This window comes from Flavobacterium frigidarium DSM 17623 (assembly GCF_000425505.1).
Lineage (GTDB): Bacteria > Bacteroidota > Bacteroidia > Flavobacteriales > Flavobacteriaceae > Flavobacterium > Flavobacterium frigidarium.
Genome location: NZ_AUDO01000012.1, coordinates 75,143 through 101,330 on the forward strand (window position 1 = coordinate 75,143; position 26,188 = coordinate 101,330).

Below are 26,188 nucleotides of genomic sequence, written 5' to 3' on the forward strand. Positions count from 1 at the left end.
TAGCTTTTACTTAGAGCAAAAAAAATCCCAAGATGTTGAATCTTGGGATTTTTTATTTATTAGAATAACTGAATTATCTAATCGTATTGTTTTGGATTAAATCAATGTATAAATTGACTTTGTCTTTCAATTCTTTTCTTGGAGTAATAAAATCTAAGAAACCGTGCTCAAGTAAAAATTCAGCTGTTTGAAAACCTTCTGGTAAATCTTTTCCTGTAGTATCTCTTACAACTCTAGGTCCAGCAAATCCTATTAAAGCACCAGGCTCAGAGATGTTAATGTCTCCTAACATGGCATAAGATGCAGTCGTTCCTCCTGTTGTAGGATCTGTACAAAGCGAGATGTACGGTAATTTTGCTTCAGCAAGTTGCGCTAATTTTACAGATGTTTTTGCTAACTGCATTAAAGAATAAGCAGCTTCCATCATACGTGCCCCACCAGATTTTGAAATCATGATAAAAGGAAGTTTGTTTTTAATGGCGTGGTTGATTCCTCTTGAAATTTTCTCACCTACAACAGCTCCCATAGATCCACCAATAAAAGCGAAGTCCATACAGCAGATAACAACCTCTTTACCTTTTGATTTACCCACTCCAGTACGCACTGCGTCTTTAAGTTTGGTTTTTTCCATGACGTCTTTTAATCGGTCTGCATATTTTTTTGTATCCACAAAATGCAAAGGATCTTTAGATGTAAGGTTTTTATCTAATTCAACAAACTCGTTGTTGTCGAACAAAATTTCAAAATAGGTTGCGCTACCAATTCTAACGTGAAATCCATCTTCTGGACTTACAAATAAATTGCGTTCTAATTCATCAGCATCAATTACTTTACCGGTTGGTGATTTGTACCAAAGTCCTTTTGGGACATCCATTTTGTCCTCAGTAGCAGTCGTAATTCCTTTTTCTTTTCTTTTAAACCAAGCCATAAATTTAAAGTATAATTGACAGTTGACACTTAGTATTAGTCAACTGTCAATTGTTAATTATAGTGTATTCACATTATTCAAGTCAGCAAAAGCTTGTTCCAATCTTGTGTTGAAAGTTACTTCGCTCTCACGTACCCATTTTCTAGGATCGTAATATTTTTTATTAGGAACATCAGCTCCTTCAGGATTACCAATTTGAGTTTTTAAATAGTCAATATTTTTAACCATGTAATCACGTATTCCTTCAGTGTAAGCAAACTGTAAGTCAGTATCAATGTTCATTTTGATAACTCCGTAGCTAATTCCTTCTCTAATTTCTTCAAGTGTAGAACCTGATCCACCGTGGAAAACAAAATCAACTGGATTGTTTCCTGTGTTGAATTTCTTTTGAACGAAATCTTGAGAGTTTTTTAAAATTTTCGGAGTCAATTTCACATTACCTGGTTTGTAAACACCATGTACATTTCCAAAAGCCGCAGCGATTGTAAATTTAGGGCTTACTTTCATTAGCTCTTCATAAGCAAATGCAACTTCTTCAGGTTGTGTATATAATTTAGAACTATCAACATCAGAGTTGTCAACACCGTCTTCCTCACCACCTGTGATTCCAAGTTCGATTTCTAATGTCATTCCCATTTTGCTCATTCTCGCTAAGTAACCTTTGCAAATTTCGATGTTTTCTTCAATAGGCTCTTCTGATAAATCAATCATGTGAGAGCTATATAAAGGTTTTCCAGTTGCTGCAAAATGCTCTTCTGAAGCATCTAGTAAACCGTCAATCCAAGGTAATAATTTTTTTGCGCAGTGGTCAGTATGCAAGATTACAGTTGCTCCGTAAGCTTCTGCTAATGCATGAATGTGTTTTGCTCCTGCAATTCCTCCAGCGATAGCCGCTTTCTCGTTTGCATTAGACAAACCTTTTCCCGCATTAAATTGTGCTCCTCCGTTAGAGAATTGAATGATTACAGGTGCATTTAATTTAGCAGCTGTTTCTAAAACTCCATTTATTGTACTAGATCCAGTTACGTTAACAGCAGGTAAAGCAAATCCTTTCTCTTTTGCATAATTGAAAATTTCCTGTACTTGATCACCTGTAGCTACGCCTGATTTGATGTTGTGTGCCATTGTAAATTTTTTTTAGTGGTTTTTTATTTTTTAGTTCAAGACTACAAAAATAAGAATTAATTAGCATTAGAACGGGTAATTTATACCAAAATTTAAAACACTGTTTGCAAAGTTATAATCTCTAAACCATTTCTTGTCGGTTTCGTTTGCTGGATCATACGTTTTAAAACCTAAGTCAAATCGCACGACTAGGAAAGTCAAATCGTAACGCAATCCAAATCCAGAGCCTACTGCTAAATCTTTGAAACTTTTAAAACCGTTAAATGTTGATTTTTCATCGGTTACATTATCAAGTACGTTCCATATATTTCCTACGTCACTAAATAAGGCTCCTTTAATATTTCCAGCAATTTTAAATCGGTATTCTGCGCTCAAAGCAATCTTCATGTTGGCTTCGTTAAAATCGTTCACGGCACCACTTCGCCCAGGTCCTAAGCTATAGGGTTGCCATGCTCTGTTGTCATTTGAACCACCAGAGAAGTAACTTCGAGAAAAAGGGATATTATCTGAGTTTCCAAAAGGTATTGCAATCCCAAAAAAGCTTCTTACGGCTAGAATATTCTCATTTGATAAGTCCCAATGCTTAATGTAATCAAACTCTGTTTTAATATACTCTGAATATTCAAGGTTAAAAATCTCGCTATTTCCATCAGCGTTAACTGCTCTATTTGTAGTGCTTGAAAGTAGAGAAAGTAACGATCCAGCAGATTCAATTTTAGTTTTAAATAAATAGAAAGTTTTGTCTTGCAGGTCTTTTTTAGTTGTCTTAGTGAAGGTAAAGCTTGTTGCTAGTATAAAGTCATTTTCGGTTAATCGCACTCTTCTTTCTTCAATACTTTTTACTGATTGATAATCATCATCTGTAGACACTAGAGCAGTTCCATTGTTGATTACTGAATTTGTAAAAGCAGCTGTACCATTATTGATTAGTAAATCGCCATTGGTATCTAAGTTAGCAGCGTCGTTATTATAAGTTTGAGCAATTTCATTCAACGCGTCATAAGACGATCCGTAAACATTAAAGTAATTATCGGGGTTTAAATTTCTAACAAATTGTACGTTAAACAGGTCGAAGCGCGCAGTATTATTTCTCTTTGGATTCCAATTGTAAGTTACAGATCCTGTAAAATTTTCTTTGTCAAGACCAATGTTTGTTTGACGTGCAAAACCTACAGCCATCAAAGTTGACGGAATCATACTTTTTGGAATAATGCGCTCTGTAGAAAAAGGTAAAAATATTCTGGGAATGGTCAGCTTTAAGTCGGCACCATACTCAGACACATTAAAAAATTGATTATTAGGATTGGCTAAATCTTTTGAAGATCCAATATTTGCTCTTCCTGATAAAGACAAAGTTTCTGCTCCATTAAAGACGTTTCGTATCGTTAATGAAGGGCTAAATGAGATTCCAATATCTTGAATATTAGAGTGTGTGACGTCAAAAAAGGCTCCAAAACTGTATTTTTTTCGTGGAGTCAAATATACTTTCGCGATAAGCGAGCTAGCAGTACTATCTCTTTTATCTACTTCATATTGTATACTCGGATAATTAAAAATCTTTAAATTGTTTAAATAACGCGTGGTAAGTACAGTTCTAAAATCAGCAAAAGGCATTCCTTTGTTGATGAAAATAGCATCTGTAATAGCATGGGGCTTGTACTTTAATTTATCATGACTGTATAAATTAAAGTTTTTAAATGTTATACTGTCGTTTATCGTGTTGTCTGTGCGGGTAGAAGAATAGTCGGTGTAAATGTTTACATCGCTAATCTTGTACAACTTAAATTGCTCTGTTCGTGTTGAATCCCTATCTTGGTAAGTATAGTCACCAATGATCATATTCACATCGGCCTTATTCACTTTGTTTATGGTATCTATATTAAAATTCACATAAGTGGGTTGGAAATAATAGGCACCGTTATTTCTAAATTGTACTGCAACTCTGTTTTTTTCTTCATCAAAATTAACAGTTTGATATTGCTCGCCACTTTTTAATAGAGAATTTGCCTTCTGGACTTTATATAATGAGTCTAAAGCAGGAGTACTGATTGACGATGTTATCGAATCTAAAAAGTAAGGTTTTTTAGTAGCTATGATATAATCTATCTTCGCCTTTTTGCCATTAATTGTATCTGTTTTAAAACTTGTTTCAACGTCAAAAAAGCCTTTGTTGAAGTAGTAATACTTCAATCGAGTCACTGATTTAGCCGTTTTGGTGCTATCTATGATCGCTGGGGGTTCTCCTACTTTTTTTAAGAAATCATGAATGCCGTGGTATAAAAAAGATTTACCTAATCGATCAACTTGTTTAGCCGATAAAAATTTTGATTGCCTTTCGTACAAGCCTGGATTATTCTTGAATTTAGCTGCGTAGGTGGAATCTGGATTTAAATTTGCTAAATTGTATAGATGCAAACGCAAAGGATAGCCTAGAATAAAAGTACTGTTAGGTTTTTGATAAAGCTGATTATAAGCGTTTTCCTCGCTAGTGCGTTTGTCATTAACGATAATTCTGTTTTTTGTTAAACGCATTTTTCCATCTGGAACTCTTTTTTCAGTGTTACAAGCAGATATTATTATCCCTATTAGAATAATTAATGATATTTTTGTTGAAATTTTCTTCAAGTGTTTTAAAATATTTAATTCAAAAGTACATATTTTTATGGTTAGTAAAAACCAAATAAAACTTATAACTAGTTTACAGCAAAAAAAGTATCGTTTAGCACATAAATTATTTTTTGCCGAAGGGGTAAAGGTAATTCAAGAGCTGTTAGATTCTAATATTGAGTTGGAACATTTGTACACTACTCAAAATAACTTTGATCATGTTCCTGCAGACAAACTTAGTCTGATTCATGACAATGATTTAAAAAAAATAAGCGCGCTAGCAACTCCTAATACATGTTTGGCACTTTTTAAAATTCCTGTAGAGCGTGAGCTATTAACTTCGGGTCTTATTGTGGCACTTGATGGTGTAAGAGATCCGGGTAATCTAGGTACGATACTAAGGTTGTGCGATTGGTATGGAGTTACACAATTAGTATGTTCAAATGATTCTGTAGATCTATATAATTCAAAGGTGGTACAAGCTACCATGGGTTCTATAAGTCGTGTAAACGTAAAGTATCTTGATTTAGAAGAGTTTTTGGCTACAGCCAAAGTGCCTTTGTTCGGAACCTTTATGGACGGCGACAATATCTATAAGGCCTCATTGCCTGAGGAGGGAATCATTGTCATGGGAAATGAAGCCAATGGGATCTCAGAGGAAATTGAAAGTATCATTAAAAACAGAATTTCGATTCCGCGCTTTGGAGATTTAAAACTAACAGAAAGTTTAAATGTTGCCACAGCTACAGCAATCGTTTTAAGTGAATTTAAACGTAATTATTAATGATTAATGGAAGGTGAAATTAAGTAGTATTGCTCTATTTTTAATCGAATCTATATTGTCAGTAAATTGACCAGGTCCGCCTAGTCCGTCATAATGAATCAATTCATCGCCAATTCCAAAAACACCTCTTACAGAAGGAGAGAAGATGAAGTACTCTGTAAAAATATCGATACCTACACCTAGTTCGTAATTAAATGTCCATTGTTTTAATCGAAGTCTTTCTTCACTTGCATCTAAATCGCTAGCGTTTTGATTGCTCGATAAATTCAGCATTCCCGAAAAACCACCTTCTAAATAAGGGCGAACGTTTCCTGCTCGTAAAGCTGAAAATTTTACTAAAAGAGGTAAATGGATATATGTTCCTATTAACTCTCTTGAATTACCAAATGATGTTGTTGCATCAGGATTAACAAACTCTCTTTTTGAGTAGTATAATCCAGGTTCAAAACGCAGGTGTAAGTATTCTTGTAATCTCAAGTCTCCAATAATTCCCACATTAAAACCTGTCGACTTTAAAGTTTGAATCTCTTGTACCGGTGGCTCTTTATAATCTATTTTGTAATCGAATAAATTAGTTCCTAGGTAAAATCCAAAATGGATAGGCTGACTTTGGAAATTTTCCAAATTAATAATTGGGTTTTTACCAAAAATACTTTTGTTGTATTGTGCATTCCCTTTTAAAAAGAAGGATAAAAGTATAAGTAAGAATATCTTTTTCATAAATATCGAAATGAAATGGGCAATTATTTTTTTGACGCTGTATAGATTGTTGCTACTCCAAAGGTTTGTGGTAGAGCTGCTACATCTATAAACCCAACTTTTCTTAAAATATTGTTCAAGGCTTCGCCGTAAGGGAAGGCTGCAGCTGACTCTGACAAGTAACCATAAGCAACATTGTCTTTAGAAAATAATTTACCAATAAGCGGCAGGATGTTTCTGCTGTAAAAATTATATCCTTGTTTGTACGGAGTTTTGTCTGGTACAGAAGTTTCTAAAATAACGAAAACGCCATTTGGTTTTAAAACTCGCAAGATCTCCGCTAAACCTTTTTCTAATGTTTCGAAATTTCGAACACCAAATGCAACGGTTATTGCATCAAAATAGTTGTCTTCAAAAGGCATTTTTTCTGAATCGCCTAATACCATCTCTATAGTTTTAGAAAGATTTTTTGCAGCAATTTTCTTTTCTCCCACTTCTAACATCCCGGCAGAAATATCCAAACCTATAATTTGAGAAGCTTTTGTTTGAGCCATCAATATAGCAAGGTCTCCGGTACCAGTTGCAATATCTAATATAGTATTCGGATTAGTTTTTGATACAATTTCTAAGACTTTTTTACGCCATTTAATGTCAATTCCAAAAGAAATAACACGGTTTAAGTTATCGTAATTGCCAGAAATAGTATCAAACATTTGTGCTACTTGTTCTTTTTTACCTAGTGTAGAGTCTTTATATGGAGTGATGTTTTTTGACATTTTTTTTAATTTTTACAAATATACTATAATCTGTTTTTATTGGAGTCTAGTTTTTTAAATTCTATAGGGCGAGGAATGCGAAATCAGCTTAAATGACAGAATTTATGATAAATGTTAAATTTTCAAAAAGAGCCAAATATCACTAAAAGTGGGTATTGTGGACTAATGATTTAATAACGAGTTTTACACCATAAAAATATAAGGTATTTTTTCAATGATTAAAAAGGGATTAATGGCTCAAATCAAGTGGTTGTTACTTGCGTTAACTTTATCACTTGTTCTTGTGTGCTGTTTTGACAGAGCTGTGCTAGATCGCAGCAGCATGACTACAACGCAAAATACGTTCTTAGGATTAAATTTGTTTTTGGAAATTTTAATTTTCTTTGTCTTTAGTACCTTCGTGGTATTTGGTATTAAGGGCTTTTTTGAGATGTACTCTCAGAAAACATCTAATGCTATACTCTTCGTTAGCGGAGTGTTTTTAGCATTTGTAATAATTTTGTTATGCTATCAAATATTGTTTCAAGACTAAGTCATTCTTCCCTTCATTGTTTAATTTTTTCTAACAGTTCACCTATAAGTGTGAAATTACTGTTGTTTTAAGCGGCAAAACTTGTAGGATTGTTATCGCCTGCTTATAAAAAGCATTGAAATACCTATAAAAAGACCCTCAGTAAGCAAGTGCTTCTTGAGGGTCTTTTTTATTTATTCTATTTCCTAATGTAGGTTTCGTAAGTGAATTCATATTTGTGGCGTTCATCTGTAGGATGTAATTTTGATTGAATTAATTCCCATTCGTTCAAGTCGATTTCGGGAAAAAATGCATCTGCATCAAAACTGTGATGTACTCTGGTGAGTTCTATTTTGTTAGCCTCAGGTAGTGCTAAGTTATATATTTCTCCACCACCAATAATAAACCGATCTTCGTTCTCGGGGCAGGCAGCAAGTGCTTCTTTTATGTTTCGCACCACTGTGCAACCTTCGGGATTGTAGTTTTCTTGTCGGCTAATTACAATGTGGGTTCTATTGGGTAAAGGTTTTTGTAAACTTTCAAAAGTTTTTCGTCCCATTATTATATGGTGGCCAGATGTGATTTCTTTAAATCTCTTGTAGTCATCCGGTAGGTGCCAAATTATTTTATTGTCTTTTCCTAGCGCATTATTTTCAGCTGCAGCCGCAATCATTGTCGTCATGTTATGGAATTATTTAGTGCTATTACTTTCAATGTGATTTTTTAGTTCACTAATTTTATTTTGTTGCAACAAAACCAAACGGTCTATTTGGTCTCGTTCCCAGTTTTTATTCATGAAGCGATCCGTTATAAAAACCTTTACAAAGTGTAATAAAAATATAAAAATCCAGCCAGTTAATATCCATATAAACAGCGCAGGTTTTTCTACGAACGTGAATAATTTAATGGCAACAAATAGAAATAAACTAACTAGAAATAAAACTACAAAGTGATAATATAGTCCTTTTTTTTGTTTGATCCTTCTGCGAGCATACTCGTAGAGCTCATGTTGTTCTTTTTCCATGTGTTCTTTTTTTTTAAGTTAAAGGTAAAATATAATTTGGAAATTTTATAGTCTTGTAGCGTATTATTCGATTTAGTTTTAGGCTAATTTAATAGTTTGAAATTTATACCGCTATTAAATTATTAATTGTCTTTTATTTTAACATCTAATAGTAATAAAAGGTAAATTTTACAGCTATTTGTCACAGCTGTCAATTTTGTATTTACTTTAGCTTAAGATATTTAAAATGATATAATTATGTCGATTAAGAAACAGTTTGTAAAAACAAAACCAGTATGTAAAGTTACTTTTGTTTTAGCTGGTGGAGATGCTTTAAAAGCCTCTGTTGTGGGAGATTTTAATAGCTGGGATGCTAGTGCGGGAGCACTTACGAAATTAAAAAACGGAAATTTCAAAGGTGTTTTTGATTTAAGTAAAGATGCTACTTATGAGTTCAAGTACTTAGTAGATGACGCTTATGTTAATGAAGAGGAAGCTGATGATTACGTTTGGAATGAGTTTGCAGGATCAGAAAATAGTGTGTTAGTTGTTTAAACTGACACACTTCCTTTTATAGCGTCATGTGGGTTGTATCCCTCTAGCGTAAAATCATCGTAGGTAAAATCAAAGATATTTTTAACATCAGGATTTAAAATCATTTTTGGTAGCGCTCTAGGACTTCTTGATAACTGCAGTTCTAGTTGTTCAAAATGATTATTGTATATGTGTGCGTCTCCAAAAGTGTGAATGAATTCACCATATTGCAAATCACAAACTTGTGCAATCATCATTGTTAAGAGTGCATAAGAAGCAATGTTAAAAGGAACGCCTAAAAAGATGTCGGCACTTCTTTGATATAATTGGCAAGACAGTTTTCCGTCTGCCACATAAAACTGAAAGAATGCATGGCAAGGTGGGAGTGCAGCTTTATTGTTAGCTACGTTTTCTTCGAATGAAATTTTAGTGTTAGGTAGCACAGATGGATTCCATGCTGAGACTAACATTCTTCGGCTATTGGGATTTGTCTTTAATTCAGAAATTAAATCAGTGATTTGGTCGATTTCTTCGCTATTCCAGTTGCGCCATTGGTGACCATATACAGGTCCTAATTCACCATTTTTATCTGCCCAGGCATCCCAAATTTTAACTCCGTTATCTTGTAGGTATTTAATATTAGTATCACCTTTTAAAAACCACAACAATTCGTGAACAATAGACTTTAAATGCAATTTTTTAGTTGTCACCATAGGAAAGCCTTCAGCGAGATCAAATCGCATTTGGTAACCAAAAACACTTTTTGTTCCCGTTCCTGTGCGGTCTCCTTTTTGGCAGCCAGTATCCATGACGTGTTGTACTAAATCTAAATATTGTTTCATTGTAATTGTTGTATTGAAATACTCAAACTATAAATAGCTCTTTGAAGAACTATAAATTATGATTTTAAGCTTGTTGCTATGATTCTCTTTTTGAGATCTCATCTCTAACCTTTGCAGCTTTTTCATAATCTTCGTTTTCGACTGCCTGAGTTAGTAATTCGTTCAGTTCATCAAGACTATTTTTCATGTAAGGTCTGCCTGGTTGATCATCGCTATTCTCTAGTCCAAAAGTTTCAGGATTAGATAAAATATCATCAATTTCTTGATTATCATTATCGCTATCAATTGGATTTGCTTTTAAGAAAATTCCAGCTTTATCAAGGATGTTTTTATATGTAAATATAGGAGCGTTAAATCGCAAAGCTAATGCAATAGCATCTGAAGTGCGCGCATCTATAATTTCTTCAATTTTGTCTCTTTCACAAATAATACTGGAGTAAAAAACGCCGTCTACAAGTTTATGAATAATAACTTGCTTTACTACGATATCAAAACGTTCAGCAAAGTTTTTAAACAAGTCATGTGTTAAGGGACGTGGCGGTTTAATTTCTTTCTCTAATGCTATAGCAATAGATTGTGCTTCAAATGCACCAATAACTATGGGAAGTTTGCGTTCACCATCAACCTCATTTAAGATTAAAGCGTAGGCTCCGTTCTGAGTTTGACTATATGAAATTCCTTTAATTGACAATTTAACTAAGCTCATAATTGCTGTAATGAAAAGTACTAAGTACTTAATTTAAAGTTTTAATGTAGTATTAGATTTGGTGCTTTTTTTACAAAAAAATGAGCATAAAAAAAGCTGCCAAAAACAAAGATACAATTATCTTTTTTGGCAGCTAAATTTTAATAAATAATTATTATTATGCGTTCTGTGCTTTGAAAGCTTTTAACTTCTCAATTAGTTGAGGCACAATCTCAAAGGCGTCTCCTACGATTCCGTAATCAGCAACCTTAAAGAAAGGAGCTTCTGGGTCAGTATTGATTACAAGCTTCACTTTTGATGAGTTAATACCGGCGATGTGCTGGATTGCTCCCGAAATACCAATGGCGATATATAAGTTTGTTGCTACTGGTTTTCCTGTTTGTCCTACGTGTTCTCCATGAGGTCTCCATCCTAAGTCAGAAACTGGCTTAGAACAAGCTGTTGCAGCACCAAGTACTGAAGCTAATTCTTCTACCATTCCCCAATTTTCAGGACCTTTTAATCCACGGCCTGCAGATACTACGATATCAGCATCAGCGATTGAAACTTTACCAGTTACTTTTTCTACAGACGCTACCTTTACTCCAAAGTCATTTTCACCAATAGTTGGGTTGAATTCTTCTTCAGTAGGAGTACTAGCGTTTTCAAAGATTCCGTATGAGTTTTTGGCTAATCCAAGTATTTTTACATCTGTAGTGATTTCAGTTATGTTGAACGCTTTATTTGAAAAAGCATTTCTTTTTACTTGAAAAGGAGTAGTGCTTACTGGAAGTCCAACAACATTTGATGCATATCCTGCATTCAAAGCCACTGCTACTAATGATGATAAGTAGATACTATCTGTTGTAGAAGAAAGTAAAACTACTTTTGTTCCTTCTTTTTCTGCTGCTTGCTTGATAACATCAGCATACGCTTTTGCTGTAAAGCCATTTAGCTTATCGTTAGAAACTTTTAATACTTTATCTACTCCGTATTTTGCTAATTCAGAAACATCTGCTGTGTTCACTGTCAAAGCAGTAACAGTTGTTCCTAAAGTTTCAGCTATTTTTTTTGCATAAGAAGCCAATTCAAAAGCTACCTTCTTGAATTTTCCTTCTGCTGATTCTGCATATATTAATATTGACATAATTTTAATTTTAAAGATTGAAAAATGTAATTATTTAAGACTTCAATTTCGATTTGAAAGAGAAAAACTTTAATTATATTACTTTAGCTTCGTTGTGTAATAAGTTAATCAACTCATCTAAATTATCTGCAGAAACTAGTTTCACCGCTGATTTTGGTGCAGGCTTTTCAAATTTTACCGCTTTAGTTGTAACCGTTGCATCAACTGGTTCAACAACTGCTAATACTTTTGACCTTGCTGTCATAATTCCTCTCATGTTAGGAATACGCAAATCTTTTTCTTCAACAAGTCCTTTTTGACCACCGATGATTAAAGGCAGTGTAGTTGCAACAGTTTCTTTACCACCGTCAATTTCACGTACTGCTTTTACATCGGTACCTTCAACAGTAATATCTGTACAAGAGTTCAAAAAGTTATAACCTAAAATTCCTGCAATCATACCCGGAACCATTCCTCCATTATAATCTAATGATTCTTTACCTGCAATTACTAAATCATAAGCACCATTTTTGATAACTTCTGCTAATTGTTTTGCAACAAAAAATCCATCAGTAGGATTAGCGTTAACACGAATTGCTTCGTTAGCGCCTATTGCTAATGCCTTTCTTAAAGTTGGTTCTGTTTCAGGTCCTCCTACGTTAACAACTGTAACTGTAGCGCCTTGTTTTTCTTGAAACCATATTGCTCTTGTTAAACCAAATTCATCATTTGGGTTAATAACATATTGTACTCCATTGGTATCAAATTCTGAATCGCCGTTGACGAAATTAATTTTCGAAGTTGTATCAGGAACGTGACTAATGCAAACTAATATTTTCATGATTATATTTTTTTATTTTCGTAATTTCTTTTACAAATTTAAAATAATAAATTGAATAAAATACTATGCGTGCATAATATTTTTTCAAAACTATTACGATTTCGCAAGAATTCTAATGGCTTGCTGATTTGTTTCGCGGTTTAGAGTTACACTAAGTCTTTGCTTTTTACTTACCGAAATTCTACTCGCGATGTATTTATTCGAAAGATAAAATTTTTATTCGATAACCTACTCATACTACTAAGGCGTTTTTAATCGAAAAAGTAGGTTATAGTCTATTATCTTTCTCAATAAATGAAAGGAAGTTTCTATAGTATTTTGATATCTTATAATATTTAGCCTTGAACTATCTGTTGGTAGTTATTGAGTTGTAGTTAATTTTCTTTACAATTAGGAGGTTTTGCCTTGTAAAAGGAAGTATTGGTTTTTATAATTAACCTCTAAGGAATTATAGCGAATGAGTCGACAAGCAAATGTAAATGTGCCAATCTATAATTAAAATAAATGGTTTGATCTTAGTACGATATTCTCTCAGAACTATCCGTAGCTTCGGTGTTAATCGCTTTTGAATACAGCGAGTCTTGAGAATCTTTTAATTTGGCAAACTGTGTATTGCGCTTAAAACTGATGTGTTATAAAATGTGCAATCCTATTTTAAAAAGTTAAATGCATCAAATTGATAGTAAATCCTGATATTTTAAATTTAATTTATGCTAAAAAGTGATTTAAAATATTTATTTTTGCTTTTCGAAAAATACACATATATAATATAAATATGAGAACGATACAATTTAGAGAGGCCATTTGCGAAGCGATGAGTGAAGAAATGCGTCATGATGAATCCATTTACTTAATGGGTGAAGAAGTTGCTGAATATAATGGTGCTTATAAAGCATCTAAAGGTATGCTTGATGAATTTGGTGCAAAAAGAGTTATCGATACTCCTATCGCCGAATTAGGTTTTACTGGTATTGCTGTAGGTTCAGCAATGAACGGTTGTCGTCCTATTGTTGAGTATATGACATTCAACTTTTGTTTAGTAGGTATTGATCAAATTATAAATAACGCTGCTAAAATGCGTCAAATGACTGGTGGACAATTTAATGTTCCTATCGTTTTTCGTGGACCAACTGCATCTGCAGGTCAGTTAGGAGCAACACACTCTCAAGCATTAGAAAACTGGTTTGCAAATACTCCTGGTCTTAAAGTTGTAGTTCCATCTACTGTTTATGATGCAAAAGGATTATTAAAAGCAGCTATTCGTGATAATGACCCAGTTATTTTCATGGAATCTGAACAAATGTATGGTGATAAAGGTGAAGTTCCTGATGGAGAATACACAATTCCTCTAGGTGTTGCTGATATCAAACGTGAAGGTACTGATGTAACTATTGTTTCTTTTGGTAAAATTATCAAAGAGGCTCATATCGCTGCAGAAGAATTGGCTAAAGAGGGGATCTCTTGTGAGATTATTGATTTAAGAACAGTTCGTCCTATGGATTATGATACTATCTTAACTTCTGTTAAAAAAACAAACCGTTTAGTAGTACTTGAAGAGGCTTGGCCTTTTGCAAGTGTTGCTTCTGAGATTACTTATATCGTTCAAGAACGTGCTTTTGACTTTCTTGACGCACCTATTCAAAGAATTACAACTGCCGACACTCCAGCGCCATACTCTCCAGTATTGCTAAAAGAATGGTTGCCTAACGCTGATGATGTCGTTAAAGCAGTTAAAAAAGTGATGTATAAATAATACAACACATAATAGTATAAAAGCTTCATCATGCATTAGTGTGGTGAAGTTTTTTTTTTAAAGATTAAATATGAAAAAACACATTTATTTATTTCTGCTGTTTGTATTGTCAGCTACTACAACCTTGTTTGCTCAAACAAAGGTTAGTGGGATTATTGTTGATAAAGACAACCTGCCAATTCCCTACGCAAATGTTGCTTTCAAGGGGTCAAGCGAAGGAATTGTATCTAATGAAGATGGAAAGTTTTACCTAGAGTCGCCTAAAACATACACGGTTTTGATGGCTTCATCTGTAGGTTTCAATGATCGTGAAATTGATTTGCTACAAGCTGTAAATTACAATTTGAGAGTACAATTAGGCGAGGTGCAAACCTTAAATGAGGTGGTAGTATTCACTGGAAAGACTTCCAAAAAAAATAATCCAGCGTTAGATATTCTTCGAAAAATTTGGGAGCGAAAGCGTAAAAATGGGCTGTATCAATTTGATCAGTACCAAATGGAGAAGTATGAAAAAGTCGAATTTGACATGAATACGATTGATAGCGCCTTTAAAAAGAGCAAAATTTTTAGAGGAATGGAATTCATTTTCGATCATGTAGATACTTCTAATGTAACCGGAAAAACATACTTGCCAATATTTATAAATGAAACGCTATCTGAGGTTTATGGTAGTAACAAATTGAATAAGGTCAAAGAAAAAATCAAAGCAAATAAAAATTCTGGATTTAGCGATAACCAGCAAATTTTATCCTTTGTAAAAGATTTATATTCAGATTATGATATCTATAATAATCACCTAACTTTCTTTGATAAGAGTTTTACAAGTCCGCTTTCAAAAACAGGAATTGATGTATACAACTATGTATTGAGAGACAGTGCATATATAGGTAACAAATGGTGTTATAATATTTTGTTTTATCCAAGAAGGAAAAACGAACTAACATTCAAAGGGGATTTTTGGGTGAACGATACGACGTTTGCAATCAAGAAAATTAATATGGCGGTTACTAAAAGTGCTAATATTAACTGGGTAAAAGATATCTATATCGAACAAGAATTTGACGTCCAAAATGATTCTGTTTTCTTGCTGACTCGCGATTACATGATGTCTGACTTTGCTCTTAATAAAAAGGATGAGTCAAAAGGTGTGTATGGAAAACGTACTACATTATATGACAGTCATAAATTTAATATCGAAAAGCCAAACGCCTTTTATAAAGACGAGGTTAATTATATCGATAACGAAGTGTACAATCGCTCCGATGAATATTGGGAAGAAAACCGATTTGAAAACTTGAATAAAGATGAAAAAGGGGTGTATAAAATGTTGGATACATTGCAAACCGTCAAGAAGTTTAAAAACTTGTATAATCTAGTTTCGATATTAGGTAGTGGTTATATTCAAAAAGGGAACTTTGATTACGGACCTATATTCTCCACTTTTGGTTACAACGAAGTGGAAGGTATTCGTCTTAGAGTAGGAGGTAGAACGTATTTTGGTCCTAACGATGCTTGGCGATTACAAGGATACACTGCCTATGGCTTTGATGATGATAAGTTTAAATACGGGATCTCAGGTAAGTGGATGGTTGATAAAAGAAAACGTGTAATTATATCTGCGGGGAACCGTCGCGATATTGAGCAAATTGGCGCTAGTCTAACGACTACAAATGATGTTTTGGGTCGTAGTTTTGCTTCTTCTTCACTGTTTTCTACAGGAAGTAATGGAAAGTTAACCAATATCAATCTAACGAATGTAGGTATCGAAATCGAACCGGTAAAGAACTTGACTTTTCAAACAGGTTTCTCTTACCGTACCTTAGAAGCCGCTTCTGATAGTTTTAGTTTGGATTATTTTACTGATGCCGCTAGAACTGTTGTTGAAAGTAGAGTCAAACAATCTGAGGTGAATTTACAAATAGAGTTTACGCCTAATCGCAAAACAATCGGGTACGGTGTAGAACGTTCAAACGTCGACAGTCCATTTAGTCGTTTCTATGTCAATTATAGCCACGGTTTTAAAGGCTTGCTAGATAGCGATTTTCAGTATGATAAAGTACAGTTGTATTATAAGCAACCTATAATTATAGGTCCATTGGGTCGTTCAAACGTTATTGTAGAAGTGGGTAAAACTTTTGGAACTATTCCGTTAGGTTTAATGAGTGTGATTCCTGGGAACCAGACTTATTTCACAATTGAAAACACGTTTAGTAACTTGAATTTCTACGAATTTGTTAGTGATCAATATGCTACAGTACAGTGGGAACACAACTTTGGTGGAAGGTTATTTTCTAGAATTCCATTCATGCGTAAGTTAAACTGGAGAGAGATAATTGGAGCTAAGGCGGTTTACGGATCGGTTAGTGATGCAAATCGCGCCATCAATGCTTCAGGATTGACGTACACGGCTCCTGAAAATGGATATTGGGAGTATTCTGCTGGTATTGGAAATATCTTTAAAGTATTTCGTTTGGACTTTGGATGGAGAGGGAATTATTTAGATGCTTCAGATGCTCAAAAGTTTACTGTAAAAGGGTCATTCGGATTTTATTTCTAGGAGCTATTTCCAGCTATCCACTGTATCTTTTTAAAAGGATAATTAACCTCTTAAAAAGGATGCCGTTACTATCTGGGCTACTACATTTAGTCTTTACAAAAGATCTCGGTGTTTTAAAGGTACAATAGAAGACATAACCAAAAGTAAAAATGCTTGCTGCATTAACAAATTAGTCCTGAATTAAGGTTTATATGAAGGTATTCAAGTCAGTAGTAAGTAATAGCAGTAATAATTGTTGTAAGAAATAGGATTTTAAACTACTTTTGCAACCGCTATAAAATGAAAAATTAGATAATAACATAATATAATGAGTACAGACAAGATAACCACTTTCGATGTTTTAATCGAAATTCCAAGAGGAAGTAGAAATAAATACGAGTACGATTTTGAAATCAAGAGAATGCGTTTTGATAGAATGCTTTATTCTTCAATGATGTACCCTGCTGATTACGGATTTATTCCTGAAACATTAGCTTTAGACGGAGATCCATTAGATGTATTAGTATTGCTTACTGAGCCTACTTTTCCTGGATGCGTTATGGAAGTGAAACCTATTGGAGTTTTCCATATGGCTGACGATAAAGGACCAGATGAAAAAGTTATTTGTGTACCAGTTTCAGATCCTATCTGGAATTCATTAAATGATTTGTCTGATGTTAATCCTCATTTAGTTAAAGAAATCGAACACTTCTTTCAAGTGTACAAAGATTTAGAAAACAAAACTGTTGAAGTAGGTGGATGGGGCGACGTTAATGAAGCTCATGACATCATTAAAAAATGTACAGACCGTTTCAATGAAATTGAAAACAAACCAGCTGGATTATTTAGTATTAAATAATTGACTGCATACTATATTTAGAAAAGCAATACTCTTTTGAGTGTTGCTTTTTTTTTATGCTAATAGGAAGTTGAATAAGTTTTAGTTTTACGATAATTATAAGTATGTCAAAGATTTTTTAATATACTTTTTGACATTCTTAAGTTTGTAATATTTATTATAAAAAAAGAGGGGTTGCAAATATCTATTTGCAACCCCTCTTTATATTGTGTAGTATAATTTACTAAAATAATCCGTTGATTTCAGCGTCGATTCTATTAAAAATGGTTCCCAAGTCTTCAGGATTATCCACAAAATTGATATTGTCAACATCAATAATCAATAGCTTACCACGATCGTAAGTGTGTATCCAAGCTTCATAGCGCTCGTTTAAACGGCTTAAATATTCGATAGAGATAGAATTCTCATACTCTCGCCCTCTTTTGTGTATTTGTCCCACTAGGTTGGGTATCGAACTCCTTAAATATATCAATAAGTCAGGTGCTTTAACCGTTGATTCCATTAATTCAAATAAAGAAGAATAGTTTTGATAATCACGATTTGTCATCAAACCCATCGCATGTAGGTTAGGAGCAAAAATGTGAGCATCTTCATAGATTGTTCTATCTTGAATAATCTTTTTACCACTCTCGCGTATTTGCATCACTTGACGAAAACGACTGTTTAAAAAGTAGATTTGTAAGTTGAAAGACCAACGCTCCATTTGGTGGTAAAAATCATCCAAATAAGGGTTGTCAACGACATCTTCATAATGTGGTTCCCATTTAAATTGTTTGGCAAGTAAACGCGTTAATGTTGTTTTTCCAGATCCTATATTTCCTGCTACTGCTATGTGCATTACGGTATTGCGATTTTATAATTGATATTTCCTTCTGATGTAAAAATAGCTAAAAATTAGTAGTCATTATAGAAAATTTTCAACGTTTTTTAGAATCAAAATTAGGAATTAATCTGAATTGATTGCTAGCATAATAGCTTGCATCGAATAAAATGAAGGATAATTGAGCAAGATATAAAGCAATCTGGCAGCAGTTTAATTTGTTGCTATGTCTGTGCAAAATTGAGAATAGTAATGAATAAAAAAAAACGGCTACCTTGATGATAGCCGATTAGTATAATTTATTTTAGATCTAATATTATAATCCAAAAGCAGTTTTAACTTGATCAACGAAGTCTAATTTTTCCCATGTGAATAATTCTACTTCAACAGTTTTAGTCAATCCACCTGGAGCAGAGAAAGTTTTAGATACTGTTTCATTTTTACGTCCCATGTGTCCGTAAGCAGCAGTTTCACTATAGATAGGATTTCTTAATTTTAAACGTTGCTCGATAAAGTAAGGGCGCATATCAAAAATAGATTCTACTTTTTTAGCAATTTCTCCATCAGTTAAATTCACCTTTGAAGTACCGTAAGTTTCGATAAAAATACCCATTGGTTTTGCAACACCAATAGCATAAGAAACTTGAACTAAGATTTCGTCAGCTACACCTGCAGCAACTAAGTTTTTAGCGATATGACGCGTAGCATAAGCGGCACTTCTGTCTACTTTACTTGGATCTTTACCAGAGAAAGCACCACCACCATGAGCACCTTTACCACCGTAAGTGTCTACGATAATTTTTCTTCCTGTTAAACCAGTATCTCCGTGTGGTCCTCCAATAACAAATTTCCCTGTTGGGTTAATATGATATTGAATTTTATCATTAAATAAATGTGCGCTCGCTGGATTTTTAGCAATAATTCTCGGAATCAAGATTTCGATAATATCCTTTTTAATTTTTGCAAGCATCGTTTGCTCTTCGTCAAAATCATCATGCTGAGTAGAGATAACAATAGCATCAATCCTTGTAGGTTTGTTGTCGTCGCTGTATTCTAAAGTAACTTGAGATTTTGCATCAGGACGTAAATAAGTGATTTCGCTATTTTCACGTCTTAGCAAAGCTAATTCCTGTAATAATTTATGAGATAGGTCTAATGCTAAAGGCATGTAGTTTTCAGTCTCATTTGTAGCATAACCAAACATCATTCCTTGGTCACCTGCTCCTTGCTCTTCTGGGCTAGAACGGTCTACACCTTGATTAATATCTGCTGATTGCTCGTGAATTGCCGAAAGGATGCCACAAGAATCTGCTTCAAACATATAAGCACTTTTAGTATAACCAATTTTCTTGATTACATCACGTGCAATTTGTTGAACGTCTAAGTATGTATTTGATTTAACTTCTCCAGCCAATATTACTTGACCTGTAGTTACTAAAGTTTCACATGCTACTTTTGAATTAGCGTCAAACGCTAAAAAGTTATCAATTAATGCGTCTGATATTTGATCTGCAATTTTGTCTGGATGTCCCTCACTCACAGATTCTGACGTAAATAAATAAGCCATAATAAATAGTATTTTTAAATTAAGCGAGAAAAAGGAATTGCAACAATAAAAGCTAAAGAAGAGTTTCTGCTTTAGCATTTTTTTTCTACTGAAAAATTTTCAGTATCCATAACGAATTAGTTTCATTATGAAGAGGTTGCAATCAGTTCAAATTTTTCCTCTTTATTAGTGCGCAAAGGTATGAAACGATTTTGAATTGCAAATTAAACTTAACTATTTTTTAGATTAAAATAAGTGATGTCAAAATGTGACTTACGACTTAAAATACTAACACATTTATTATGTTTTGTTAATTCTTCAAATATTATTTGGTGGTTTGGGATTTTGTTTGCAAATTTGGATTATAAATAAGAGATAATGTTAGCTATTAAACAAATGATGTGTATGACGATTAAGGAGAGATCCTGGGAATGCGCTATTGTTTAAAATCTAATTTCACATACGATTTTTAAAAAGCCTCCCAGACATTGGGAGGCTTTTTTTATACCTAATAACCAACTAAAAAAAATATTATGAGCACAAACAAATTTGAAACAAATGCATTGCACGCCGGACATGACGTTACAAAACACGCCGGAACAAGAGCGGTGCCTATTTACCAAACATCATCGTATGTCTTTAATAACTCTGAACATGCAGCAAATTTATTTGCACTGTCAGAGGCGGGATATATTTACACACGTTTAAATAATCCTACAAATGATATTTTAGAACAACGTCTAGCTGCACTTGAGGGAGGAATTGCGGCTGTGGTAACTGCATCTGGAACTGCTGCAATAACGACTGCACTACTAACGATATTAAAAACCGGTGACCACATCGTCGCTTCAAGTAGTTTGTATGGAGGAACTTTCAATTTACTGCAATCTACATTGCCTAGACTAGGAATCACAACCACATTTGTGGATCCTTCAAATCCTGATAATTTTGCCGATGCAGTGACTGATAATACAAAAGTCATTTTTATAGAAAGCTTAGGCAACCCTAAATTAGACGTTCTAGATATTGCAGCTATCGCAGTGCACTCAAAAGCAGCTAGGATTCCGCTAATGGTAGATAATACAGTTGCTTCTCCTTATTTATTAAATCCTATTGTGCACGGAGCAAATATTGTTATTCACTCGCTTACCAAATACATTTCAGGAAACGGGACTTCACTAGGAGGCGCGATTATCGATGCGGGGACTTTTGACTGGAGTAGTGGTTGTTTTCCAGAATTTACTACTCCTAATGCGGGTTATCATGGACTCGTTTACCATGAAGCTTTAGGAGCGGCCGCATTTATAGCAAGAGTACGTATTGAGGGATTGCGAGATTACGGAGCAGCTTTGAGTCCGTTTAATGCTTTCCAAATCATTCAAGGTTTAGAAACATTGGCCGTTCGCGTTCAAAAGCATAGTGAAAATGGTTTGGCTTTAGCCAAGTGGTTAGAATCTCAAGATCAAGTGGCATGGGTTAATTATCCAGGATTAAAATCAAGTAAATATTATGAATTGGCGCAACAGTACTTACCAAAAGGTCAAAACGGATTAGTAACCTTTGGTTTAAAAGGAGGATTTGAAGCAGCAAAAAAAGTTGCAGACAATACAGTGCTATTTTCACTTTTAGCAAATATAGGAGATACTAAATCTTTAATTATTCATCCTGCAAGTACAACGCATCAACAATTGTCAGATGAGCAGCAACTAAGTTCAGGAGTTTCAAAAGACTTAATTAGATTATCTGTAGGCTTAGAAAATATTGAGGATTTAAAAGAGGATTTATTGCAAGTCTTCAACCAACTGTAGTCTTATCATGAGTTGATTATGCTTGGTTTTTAAAGAACTGGTATTCATAGGTTAAGTAAATGTTATAGAATTTTAATCTCAAGTTATAAAATTATTATATGTAGCTTAAAATCGAGTTAAAATATTGATTATCATTAGGAATACAGGATAAAAATCATCAAATTTGCTTCAAGATAATAAAACGATAAATATTAAAGATTTCTAACCGAATATATATAATATGAACAGACATTTTTTTAAAAATAATTATTCTTCGATGAACATTTTATTTATAAAAGTGGGCTGATCATATTCCAAAAGTAAGAGTTACTACAACTTGAACCCTTTTGGTATATTCCAAAAGGGTTTTTTTTTATACAAACAAGCAAGAACATTAATAGCAAAGCAAATACATAACAAATAAAAAAGAAACATTATGAAAGCATTAAACACAGTTACCAAGGCAGTAAATTTTTTGAAAAAATTAAAAACAAGAAAAAACATAATCAACATTTCAGTCGATGATTTAGTTCACCCAAGATTTGGCTTCAATGATAAAGAAATAGGAAAAGCAGCAAATTCATTGCAGTTTTTGATGTATTCTAAGGAAAACGATACTCTTTTTATCTAATTGGTAGTGTCGGCTTTTTATAGTGTTTTACACGCAGGTAATTTCTGAATTGTTAGGTTCAGCGATGTCTTGCGTTTTTTTGTTACAGATTGTTTCTAGCGTGAAAACTAGGCTAATAATATTTGCTTGTTACATAAATTAATAGTTTATTTGCATCATTAAGTTCACATACGTATTGAAATGTTATAAAGAAAGGACGAGGGATTAGACCCGATGAAGCCTTAGCAACCCTTTGAGAAATCGAAGAAGGTGCTGCATTCTACCACTCCCAAAAGTGGAAAGATAACAACGAGAATTTTTCTAGTATTTACCTAGTTTTTTCTTTTTAATATTTCCAAACACAAATCAAAATCAATTAAAGATTTGACATTGGAAAATAAACCAACACACATAACCATACATAATTTCACCACGCACAATGGTGCTATTTATGCAAGCCTTAATTTGAGTTATCAAGTTTTTGGAGCTCCGCTGCATACCGCTCCCATTATTGTGATCAATCATGCCTTAACGGGAAACTCTCAAGTTATTGGAGAATCCGGTTGGTGGAATGATATCGTAGGAATTGACAAGACAATCGACACTAGAAAATATACCATCGTCTCGTTTGATGTGCCAGGAAATGGCTTCAACTCAGTAACTATTGAGAATTATAGAGATTTTATTGCCAGAGATATTGCTCGAATTTTTATCGAAGGACTAAAGTTCTTAAAGATCGATAATCTATTTGCGCTCATTGGCGGCTCTGTAGGTGGAGGCATTGCTTGGGAAATTTTGGCCTTAGAGCCTAAACTAGCACAAAATTTTATTCCCATTGCTACAGATTGGAAAGCAACAGACTGGTTAATTGCGAATTGTTATTTACAAGAGCAAATACTGAACAATTCTAAAAAACCAATTGAGGACGCACGCATACACGCCATGCTGTGTTATCGAACTCCCGAGTCATTCAAAGAGAAATTCAATAGAGACATCAATGTACAACTCGAAACTTTTCAAGTGGAAAGTTGGTTGAACTACCACGGTGAGAAACTAGAAAAAAGATTTCAGCTAGCGGCTTACAAAATGATGAATCAATTATTGAAAACAATTGATATTACTAGAAATCAGGAGTCATTAGAATCAATCATTTCAAAAGTTGATGCTAATATTTACATCGTAGGAATCAACTCTGATTTGTTTTTTACCGCAAAAGAGAATCGAGAGACCTATAACGAAATCAAAAAATTTAAAAATAATGTGTTCTATAGCGAAATTGACTCTGCGCATGGTCATGATGCTTTTTTAATGGAATACGAACAATTAGACAATTTATTAGAAGTTGTTTTCAAAAATAAAAAGCAGATGAAAATAGTAAAATTTGGTGGAAAATCTTTGGCAAACGGCGAAGGAATCGAAACAGTCTTAAATATTTTAGAAGAGAAGGTAAAGCAAGACGAGAAATTTGCAGTAGTAGTTTCTGCTCGTGCAAAAGCGACAGATGAACTGGGTGATATTTTGACAATTGCGGCTAAAAATGGAAATTATAAGCCCTTACTTGAAAGTTTTAAAAACTACCAAAAAGACGGTTTTGATGCAGTTGATTTCTCCGTTGAATTTGATAAACTAGATAAATTGTTTGAAGGCGTAAGCCTAATAGGTGACTACAGTGAAAAAATTAAAGACCAAGTTTTGGCTCAAGGTGAGGTGCTTTCGGCAAAATTACTAGTATTTTTATTGAATCAAAAAAACATTGCTGCAAAATTAGCTGATACCAGAGAGCTGATTATAACAGACTCTAATTTTGGTGATGCACAACCTCTAGAGGCTACTTCGAAAAAGAATATTATCCAAGTTTTCAAAGAAAATAAAGACGCTATTCTAGTGCTTACCGGTTTTATTGGGTCGAATGCGAAACAAGAAACGACTACGCTAGGTAGAAATGGAAGCAATTATACAGCATCATTGATTGCAAATTATATTAACGCAGAAGAACTGCAGAATTTTACACATGTAGACGGAATCTATACTGCTAATCCTGAGCTGGTACTCGATGCTAAAAAGATTGAATCGCTTTCTTATAACGAGGCAAATGAGATGGCTAATTTTGGAGCGAATATTCTGCATGCAAAAACAATTATTCCGTTGTTAGAGAAAAATATTCCACTTCGAATATTAAATACCTTCAACCATGAAAACAAAGGGACTTTAATTACATCTAACTCTAATGCGTCGGGAATTAAAACGCTTTCTGTTTTAGAAAATGTTTCATTAGTAAATTTAGAAGGTAGAGGTTTACTTGGAAAAACGGGAGTTGATGCTCGAATTTTTAGAGTAATGGGTGATAATGATATCAGTGTCAGTATCATTTCGCAAGGTTCATCTGAACGAGGAATTGGCCTCGTTGTCGCCGCTGATAAAGCTTCAAAAGCAATGATTGAACTGGAAAAAGAATTCGAAAATGATTTTTATTCCAAGGATGTCAACAAAATTACGGTGGTTGATAACGTATCAGTTATTTCGATAATTGGGCAAGATTTAAGTACATTTCATAAGCCTTACACAGCGTTGATAAAAAATAAAATTGTTCCTATTTTATTCAACAATACGGTTACAGGTAAAAATGTAAGTTTGGTGGTTAAAAAATCTGAACTTAACAAAGCATTGAACGTAATTCATGGAGAGATTTTTGGCGTAGCAAAAAAAATCAATATTGCTATTTTTGGACATGGTTTAGTGGGTGGAACGCTAATTAATCAAATCTTGGAATCGGCGGAAGCAATTGAAAAAAGAAAAGATGTTAAGTTAAATGTGTTTGCAATTGCAAACTCTAAAAGTATACTCTTAAATAAAAACGGTGTTTCAACAGATTGGAAAAACGAAATCCAAACCAATGGAGTTTCGTATACAATTGATGATGTGATCGCTTATGCAAATGAACATCATCTTGAAAATTTAATTGCTGTTGATAATACGGCGAGCGCTACTTTTGTAGAAAACTATATTTCGCTTGCTGAGAATAGTTTTGATTTAATTTCGTCTAATAAAGTTGCCAATACTTTGAGTTATGGTTTTTATAAAGACTTAAGAACGGTACTTGCTGAAAACCAAAAGAACTATTTGTACGAAACAAACGTAGGAGCAGGGTTGCCATTAATTGATACGATAAAATTATTGCATCTTTCGGGTGAAAACATCACTAAAATTAAAGGCGTTTTCTCTGGAACGTTAAGTTATTTGTTCAATCATTTTTCTGCCAAGGATGTTCCTTTTAGCGAAATATTAAAAGAGGCGATTGATAGCGGATTTACAGAGCCAGATCCAAGAGAAGATTTATGCGGTAATGATGTAGGGAGAAAATTATTAATCCTTGCTAGAGAATTAGATTTACAAAATGAATTTGAAGAAGTGGCTATTCAAAATCTGATTCCGGAACATTTACGTGAAGGAAGTGCTGCTGATTTCTTAACGAAGCTTAAAGAATTTGATTCTATTTATGATAAAATAAAATCAGATCAAAAACCAAACCACGTGCTGAGATACATCGGTGAATTATCGGGAGATTTACAACACGACAAAGGAATTTTGGAAGTAAAATTAGTTTCCGTACCTTCGGATACCGCTTTGGGAGGCTTAAAAGGTTCTGATTCATTTTTCGAAATTTACACAGAATCTTACGGAGACCGACCAATTGTCATTCAAGGAGCCGGAGCCGGATCTGCAGTAACAGCGAGAGGGGTTTTTGGGGATATCTTGAGACTGTCTGATAAAGGGTAATTACAGAGAATAGTTTTTAGTGAATAGTAACCAGTTTTC

At 33.8% G+C, this 26,188-nt stretch carries 21 protein-coding genes and 1 riboswitch; of the genes, 8 read left to right on the forward strand and 13 right to left on the reverse strand.

What is annotated here, in order from left to right:
- Nucleotides 1-73: 73 nt before the first annotated feature.
- From accD to tamL, 3 genes are all read right to left on the reverse strand, one after another.
- Nucleotides 74-928 carry an acetyl-CoA carboxylase, carboxyltransferase subunit beta gene (accD, locus tag H603_RS0109035; protein ID WP_026708286.1) on the reverse strand — a complete coding sequence of 285 codons (855 nt, stop codon included), beginning with the start codon at nt 926-928 and terminating at the stop codon, nt 74-76.
- A 57-nt stretch (nt 929-985) separates the two neighbouring features.
- Nucleotides 986-2,053, reverse strand: coding sequence for a class II fructose-bisphosphate aldolase (fbaA, locus tag H603_RS0109040; protein ID WP_026708287.1), 1,068 nt, complete (start codon nt 2,051-2,053; stop codon nt 986-988).
- A gap of 66 nt (nt 2,054-2,119) precedes the next feature.
- Nucleotides 2,120-4,678, reverse strand: a complete 2,559-nt coding sequence (gene tamL, locus H603_RS0109045; protein ID WP_026708288.1) for a translocation and assembly module lipoprotein TamL — start codon at nt 4,676-4,678, stop codon at nt 2,120-2,122.
- 37 nt (nt 4,679-4,715) lie between these two features.
- Between tamL and H603_RS0109050 the strand changes: the two genes are divergently transcribed.
- Complete coding sequence (locus tag H603_RS0109050; RefSeq protein WP_026708289.1) at nt 4,716-5,444, forward strand: TrmH family RNA methyltransferase; 729 nt, start codon at nt 4,716-4,718, stop codon at nt 5,442-5,444.
- 3 nt (nt 5,445-5,447) lie between these two features.
- On the opposite strand, the gene porT is transcribed toward H603_RS0109050, so the two are convergent.
- The 4 genes from porT to H603_RS0109075 all read right to left on the reverse strand — a co-directional run bounded on the left by porT (nt 5,448) and on the right by H603_RS0109075 (nt 8,454).
- A complete protein-coding gene (porT, locus tag H603_RS0109055; RefSeq protein WP_026708290.1) occupies nt 5,448-6,164 on the reverse strand; it encodes a type IX secretion/gliding motility protein PorT/SprT in 717 nt (238 codons plus the stop codon).
- Nucleotides 6,165-6,187: 23 nt separating this feature from the next.
- Nucleotides 6,188-6,919 (reverse strand): bifunctional demethylmenaquinone methyltransferase/2-methoxy-6-polyprenyl-1,4-benzoquinol methylase UbiE, encoded by a 732-nt coding sequence (ubiE, locus tag H603_RS0109060; protein WP_026708291.1) that lies wholly within the window; start codon nt 6,917-6,919, stop codon nt 6,188-6,190.
- Nucleotides 6,920-7,629: 710 nt separating this feature from the next.
- Nucleotides 7,630-8,112: a dihydrofolate reductase gene (locus H603_RS0109070; RefSeq protein WP_026708293.1), complete on the reverse strand. Its 483-nt coding sequence runs from the start codon at nt 8,110-8,112 to the stop codon at nt 7,630-7,632.
- 9 nt (nt 8,113-8,121) lie between these two features.
- On the reverse strand, nt 8,122-8,454 hold the full coding sequence (locus H603_RS0109075) for a 2TM domain-containing protein (RefSeq protein WP_026708294.1): 333 nt from the start codon (nt 8,452-8,454) through the stop codon (nt 8,122-8,124).
- A 237-nt stretch (nt 8,455-8,691) separates the two neighbouring features.
- On the opposite strand from H603_RS0109075, the gene H603_RS0109080 reads away from it, so the two are divergent.
- Nucleotides 8,692-8,988 carry an isoamylase early set domain-containing protein gene (locus H603_RS0109080; RefSeq protein ID WP_026708295.1) on the forward strand — a complete coding sequence of 99 codons (297 nt, stop codon included), beginning with the start codon at nt 8,692-8,694 and terminating at the stop codon, nt 8,986-8,988.
- On the opposite strand, the gene H603_RS0109085 is transcribed toward H603_RS0109080, so the two are convergent.
- The 4 genes from H603_RS0109085 to H603_RS0109100 all read right to left on the reverse strand — a co-directional run bounded on the left by H603_RS0109085 (nt 8,985) and on the right by H603_RS0109100 (nt 12,461).
- Entirely contained in the window at nt 8,985-9,809 is an 825-nt protein-coding gene (locus H603_RS0109085; protein ID WP_026708296.1) for a thymidylate synthase, read from the reverse strand. The genes H603_RS0109080 and H603_RS0109085 overlap by 4 nt on opposite strands.
- Nucleotides 9,810-9,885: 76 nt before the next feature.
- A complete protein-coding gene (locus H603_RS0109090) occupies nt 9,886-10,515 on the reverse strand; it encodes a bifunctional nuclease family protein (protein ID WP_026708297.1) in 630 nt (209 codons plus the stop codon).
- Between the two features lie 157 nt (nt 10,516-10,672).
- Complete coding sequence (locus H603_RS0109095; RefSeq protein WP_026708298.1) at nt 10,673-11,641, reverse strand: electron transfer flavoprotein subunit alpha/FixB family protein; 969 nt, start codon at nt 11,639-11,641, stop codon at nt 10,673-10,675.
- A 73-nt stretch (nt 11,642-11,714) separates the two neighbouring features.
- Nucleotides 11,715-12,461: an electron transfer flavoprotein subunit beta/FixA family protein gene (locus H603_RS0109100; RefSeq protein ID WP_026708299.1), complete on the reverse strand. Its 747-nt coding sequence runs from the start codon at nt 12,459-12,461 to the stop codon at nt 11,715-11,717.
- 775 nt (nt 12,462-13,236) lie between these two features.
- Here H603_RS0109100 and H603_RS0109105 point away from each other — a divergent pair.
- The 3 genes from H603_RS0109105 (at nt 13,237) to H603_RS0109115 (ending at nt 17,609) form a co-directional block, all read left to right on the forward strand.
- Nucleotides 13,237-14,214: a pyruvate dehydrogenase complex E1 component subunit beta gene (locus tag H603_RS0109105; RefSeq protein ID WP_026708300.1), complete on the forward strand. Its 978-nt coding sequence runs from the start codon at nt 13,237-13,239 to the stop codon at nt 14,212-14,214.
- 70 nt (nt 14,215-14,284) lie between these two features.
- Nucleotides 14,285-16,771: a DUF5686 family protein gene (locus H603_RS0109110; RefSeq protein ID WP_026708301.1), complete on the forward strand. Its 2,487-nt coding sequence runs from the start codon at nt 14,285-14,287 to the stop codon at nt 16,769-16,771.
- Between the two features lie 307 nt (nt 16,772-17,078).
- Nucleotides 17,079-17,609 (forward strand): inorganic diphosphatase, encoded by a 531-nt coding sequence (locus tag H603_RS0109115; protein WP_026708302.1) that lies wholly within the window; start codon nt 17,079-17,081, stop codon nt 17,607-17,609.
- Between the two features lie 223 nt (nt 17,610-17,832).
- On the opposite strand, the gene H603_RS0109120 is transcribed toward H603_RS0109115, so the two are convergent.
- Entirely contained in the window at nt 17,833-18,447 is a 615-nt protein-coding gene (locus tag H603_RS0109120; RefSeq protein ID WP_026708303.1) for a deoxynucleoside kinase, read from the reverse strand.
- A gap of 298 nt (nt 18,448-18,745) precedes the next feature.
- Nucleotides 18,746-19,996 carry a methionine adenosyltransferase gene (gene metK / locus H603_RS0109125; protein ID WP_026708304.1) on the reverse strand — a complete coding sequence of 417 codons (1,251 nt, stop codon included), beginning with the start codon at nt 19,994-19,996 and terminating at the stop codon, nt 18,746-18,748.
- Between the two features lie 512 nt (nt 19,997-20,508).
- On the opposite strand from metK, the gene H603_RS0109130 reads away from it, so the two are divergent.
- The 3 genes from H603_RS0109130 (at nt 20,509) to thrA (ending at nt 26,149) form a co-directional block, all read left to right on the forward strand.
- Entirely contained in the window at nt 20,509-21,783 is a 1,275-nt protein-coding gene (locus H603_RS0109130) for an O-acetylhomoserine aminocarboxypropyltransferase/cysteine synthase family protein (protein ID WP_026708305.1), read from the forward strand.
- A gap of 415 nt (nt 21,784-22,198) precedes the next feature.
- Entirely contained in the window at nt 22,199-22,393 is a 195-nt protein-coding gene (locus H603_RS0109135) for a hypothetical protein (protein ID WP_026708306.1), read from the forward strand.
- A 180-nt stretch (nt 22,394-22,573) separates the two neighbouring features.
- Nucleotides 22,574-22,682: riboswitch (SAM riboswitch) on the forward strand.
- A gap of 80 nt (nt 22,683-22,762) precedes the next feature.
- Complete coding sequence (thrA, locus tag H603_RS0109140; protein WP_026708307.1) at nt 22,763-26,149, forward strand: bifunctional aspartate kinase/homoserine dehydrogenase I; 3,387 nt, start codon at nt 22,763-22,765, stop codon at nt 26,147-26,149.
- Nucleotides 26,150-26,188: the final 39 nt, after the last annotated feature.

Excerpts from the sequence above, each read along its gene's own strand:
- ubiE (WP_026708291.1), bottom strand. The coding sequence starts at position 6,919 with ATGTCAAAAAACATCACTCCATATAAAGACTCTACACTAGGTAAAAAA.
- H603_RS0109115 (WP_026708302.1), top strand. The coding sequence starts at position 17,079 with ATGAGTACAGACAAGATAACCACTTTCGATGTTTTAATCGAAATTCCA.
- accD (WP_026708286.1), bottom strand. The coding sequence starts at position 928 with ATGGCTTGGTTTAAAAGAAAAGAAAAAGGAATTACGACTGCTACTGAG.
- H603_RS0109075 (WP_026708294.1), bottom strand. The coding sequence starts at position 8,454 with ATGGAAAAAGAACAACATGAGCTCTACGAGTATGCTCGCAGAAGGATC.
- fbaA (WP_026708287.1), bottom strand. The coding sequence starts at position 2,053 with ATGGCACACAACATCAAATCAGGCGTAGCTACAGGTGATCAAGTACAG.
- H603_RS0109070 (WP_026708293.1), bottom strand. The coding sequence starts at position 8,112 with ATGACGACAATGATTGCGGCTGCAGCTGAAAATAATGCGCTAGGAAAA.
- H603_RS0109135 (WP_026708306.1), top strand. The coding sequence starts at position 22,199 with ATGAAAGCATTAAACACAGTTACCAAGGCAGTAAATTTTTTGAAAAAA.
- H603_RS0109080 (WP_026708295.1), top strand. The coding sequence starts at position 8,692 with ATGTCGATTAAGAAACAGTTTGTAAAAACAAAACCAGTATGTAAAGTT.
- H603_RS0109120 (WP_026708303.1), bottom strand. The coding sequence starts at position 18,447 with ATGCACATAGCAGTAGCAGGAAATATAGGATCTGGAAAAACAACATTA.
- H603_RS0109105 (WP_026708300.1), top strand. The coding sequence starts at position 13,237 with ATGAGAACGATACAATTTAGAGAGGCCATTTGCGAAGCGATGAGTGAA.
- H603_RS0109050 (WP_026708289.1), top strand. The coding sequence starts at position 4,716 with ATGGTTAGTAAAAACCAAATAAAACTTATAACTAGTTTACAGCAAAAA.
- H603_RS0109095 (WP_026708298.1), bottom strand. The coding sequence starts at position 11,641 with ATGTCAATATTAATATATGCAGAATCAGCAGAAGGAAAATTCAAGAAG.
- metK (WP_026708304.1), bottom strand. The coding sequence starts at position 19,996 with ATGGCTTATTTATTTACGTCAGAATCTGTGAGTGAGGGACATCCAGAC.
- H603_RS0109090 (WP_026708297.1), bottom strand. The coding sequence starts at position 10,515 with ATGAGCTTAGTTAAATTGTCAATTAAAGGAATTTCATATAGTCAAACT.
- H603_RS0109100 (WP_026708299.1), bottom strand. The coding sequence starts at position 12,461 with ATGAAAATATTAGTTTGCATTAGTCACGTTCCTGATACAACTTCGAAA.
- H603_RS0109085 (WP_026708296.1), bottom strand. The coding sequence starts at position 9,809 with ATGAAACAATATTTAGATTTAGTACAACACGTCATGGATACTGGCTGC.
- H603_RS0109110 (WP_026708301.1), top strand. The coding sequence starts at position 14,285 with ATGAAAAAACACATTTATTTATTTCTGCTGTTTGTATTGTCAGCTACT.
- H603_RS0109130 (WP_026708305.1), top strand. The coding sequence starts at position 20,509 with ATGAGCACAAACAAATTTGAAACAAATGCATTGCACGCCGGACATGAC.
- porT (WP_026708290.1), bottom strand. The coding sequence starts at position 6,164 with ATGAAAAAGATATTCTTACTTATACTTTTATCCTTCTTTTTAAAAGGG.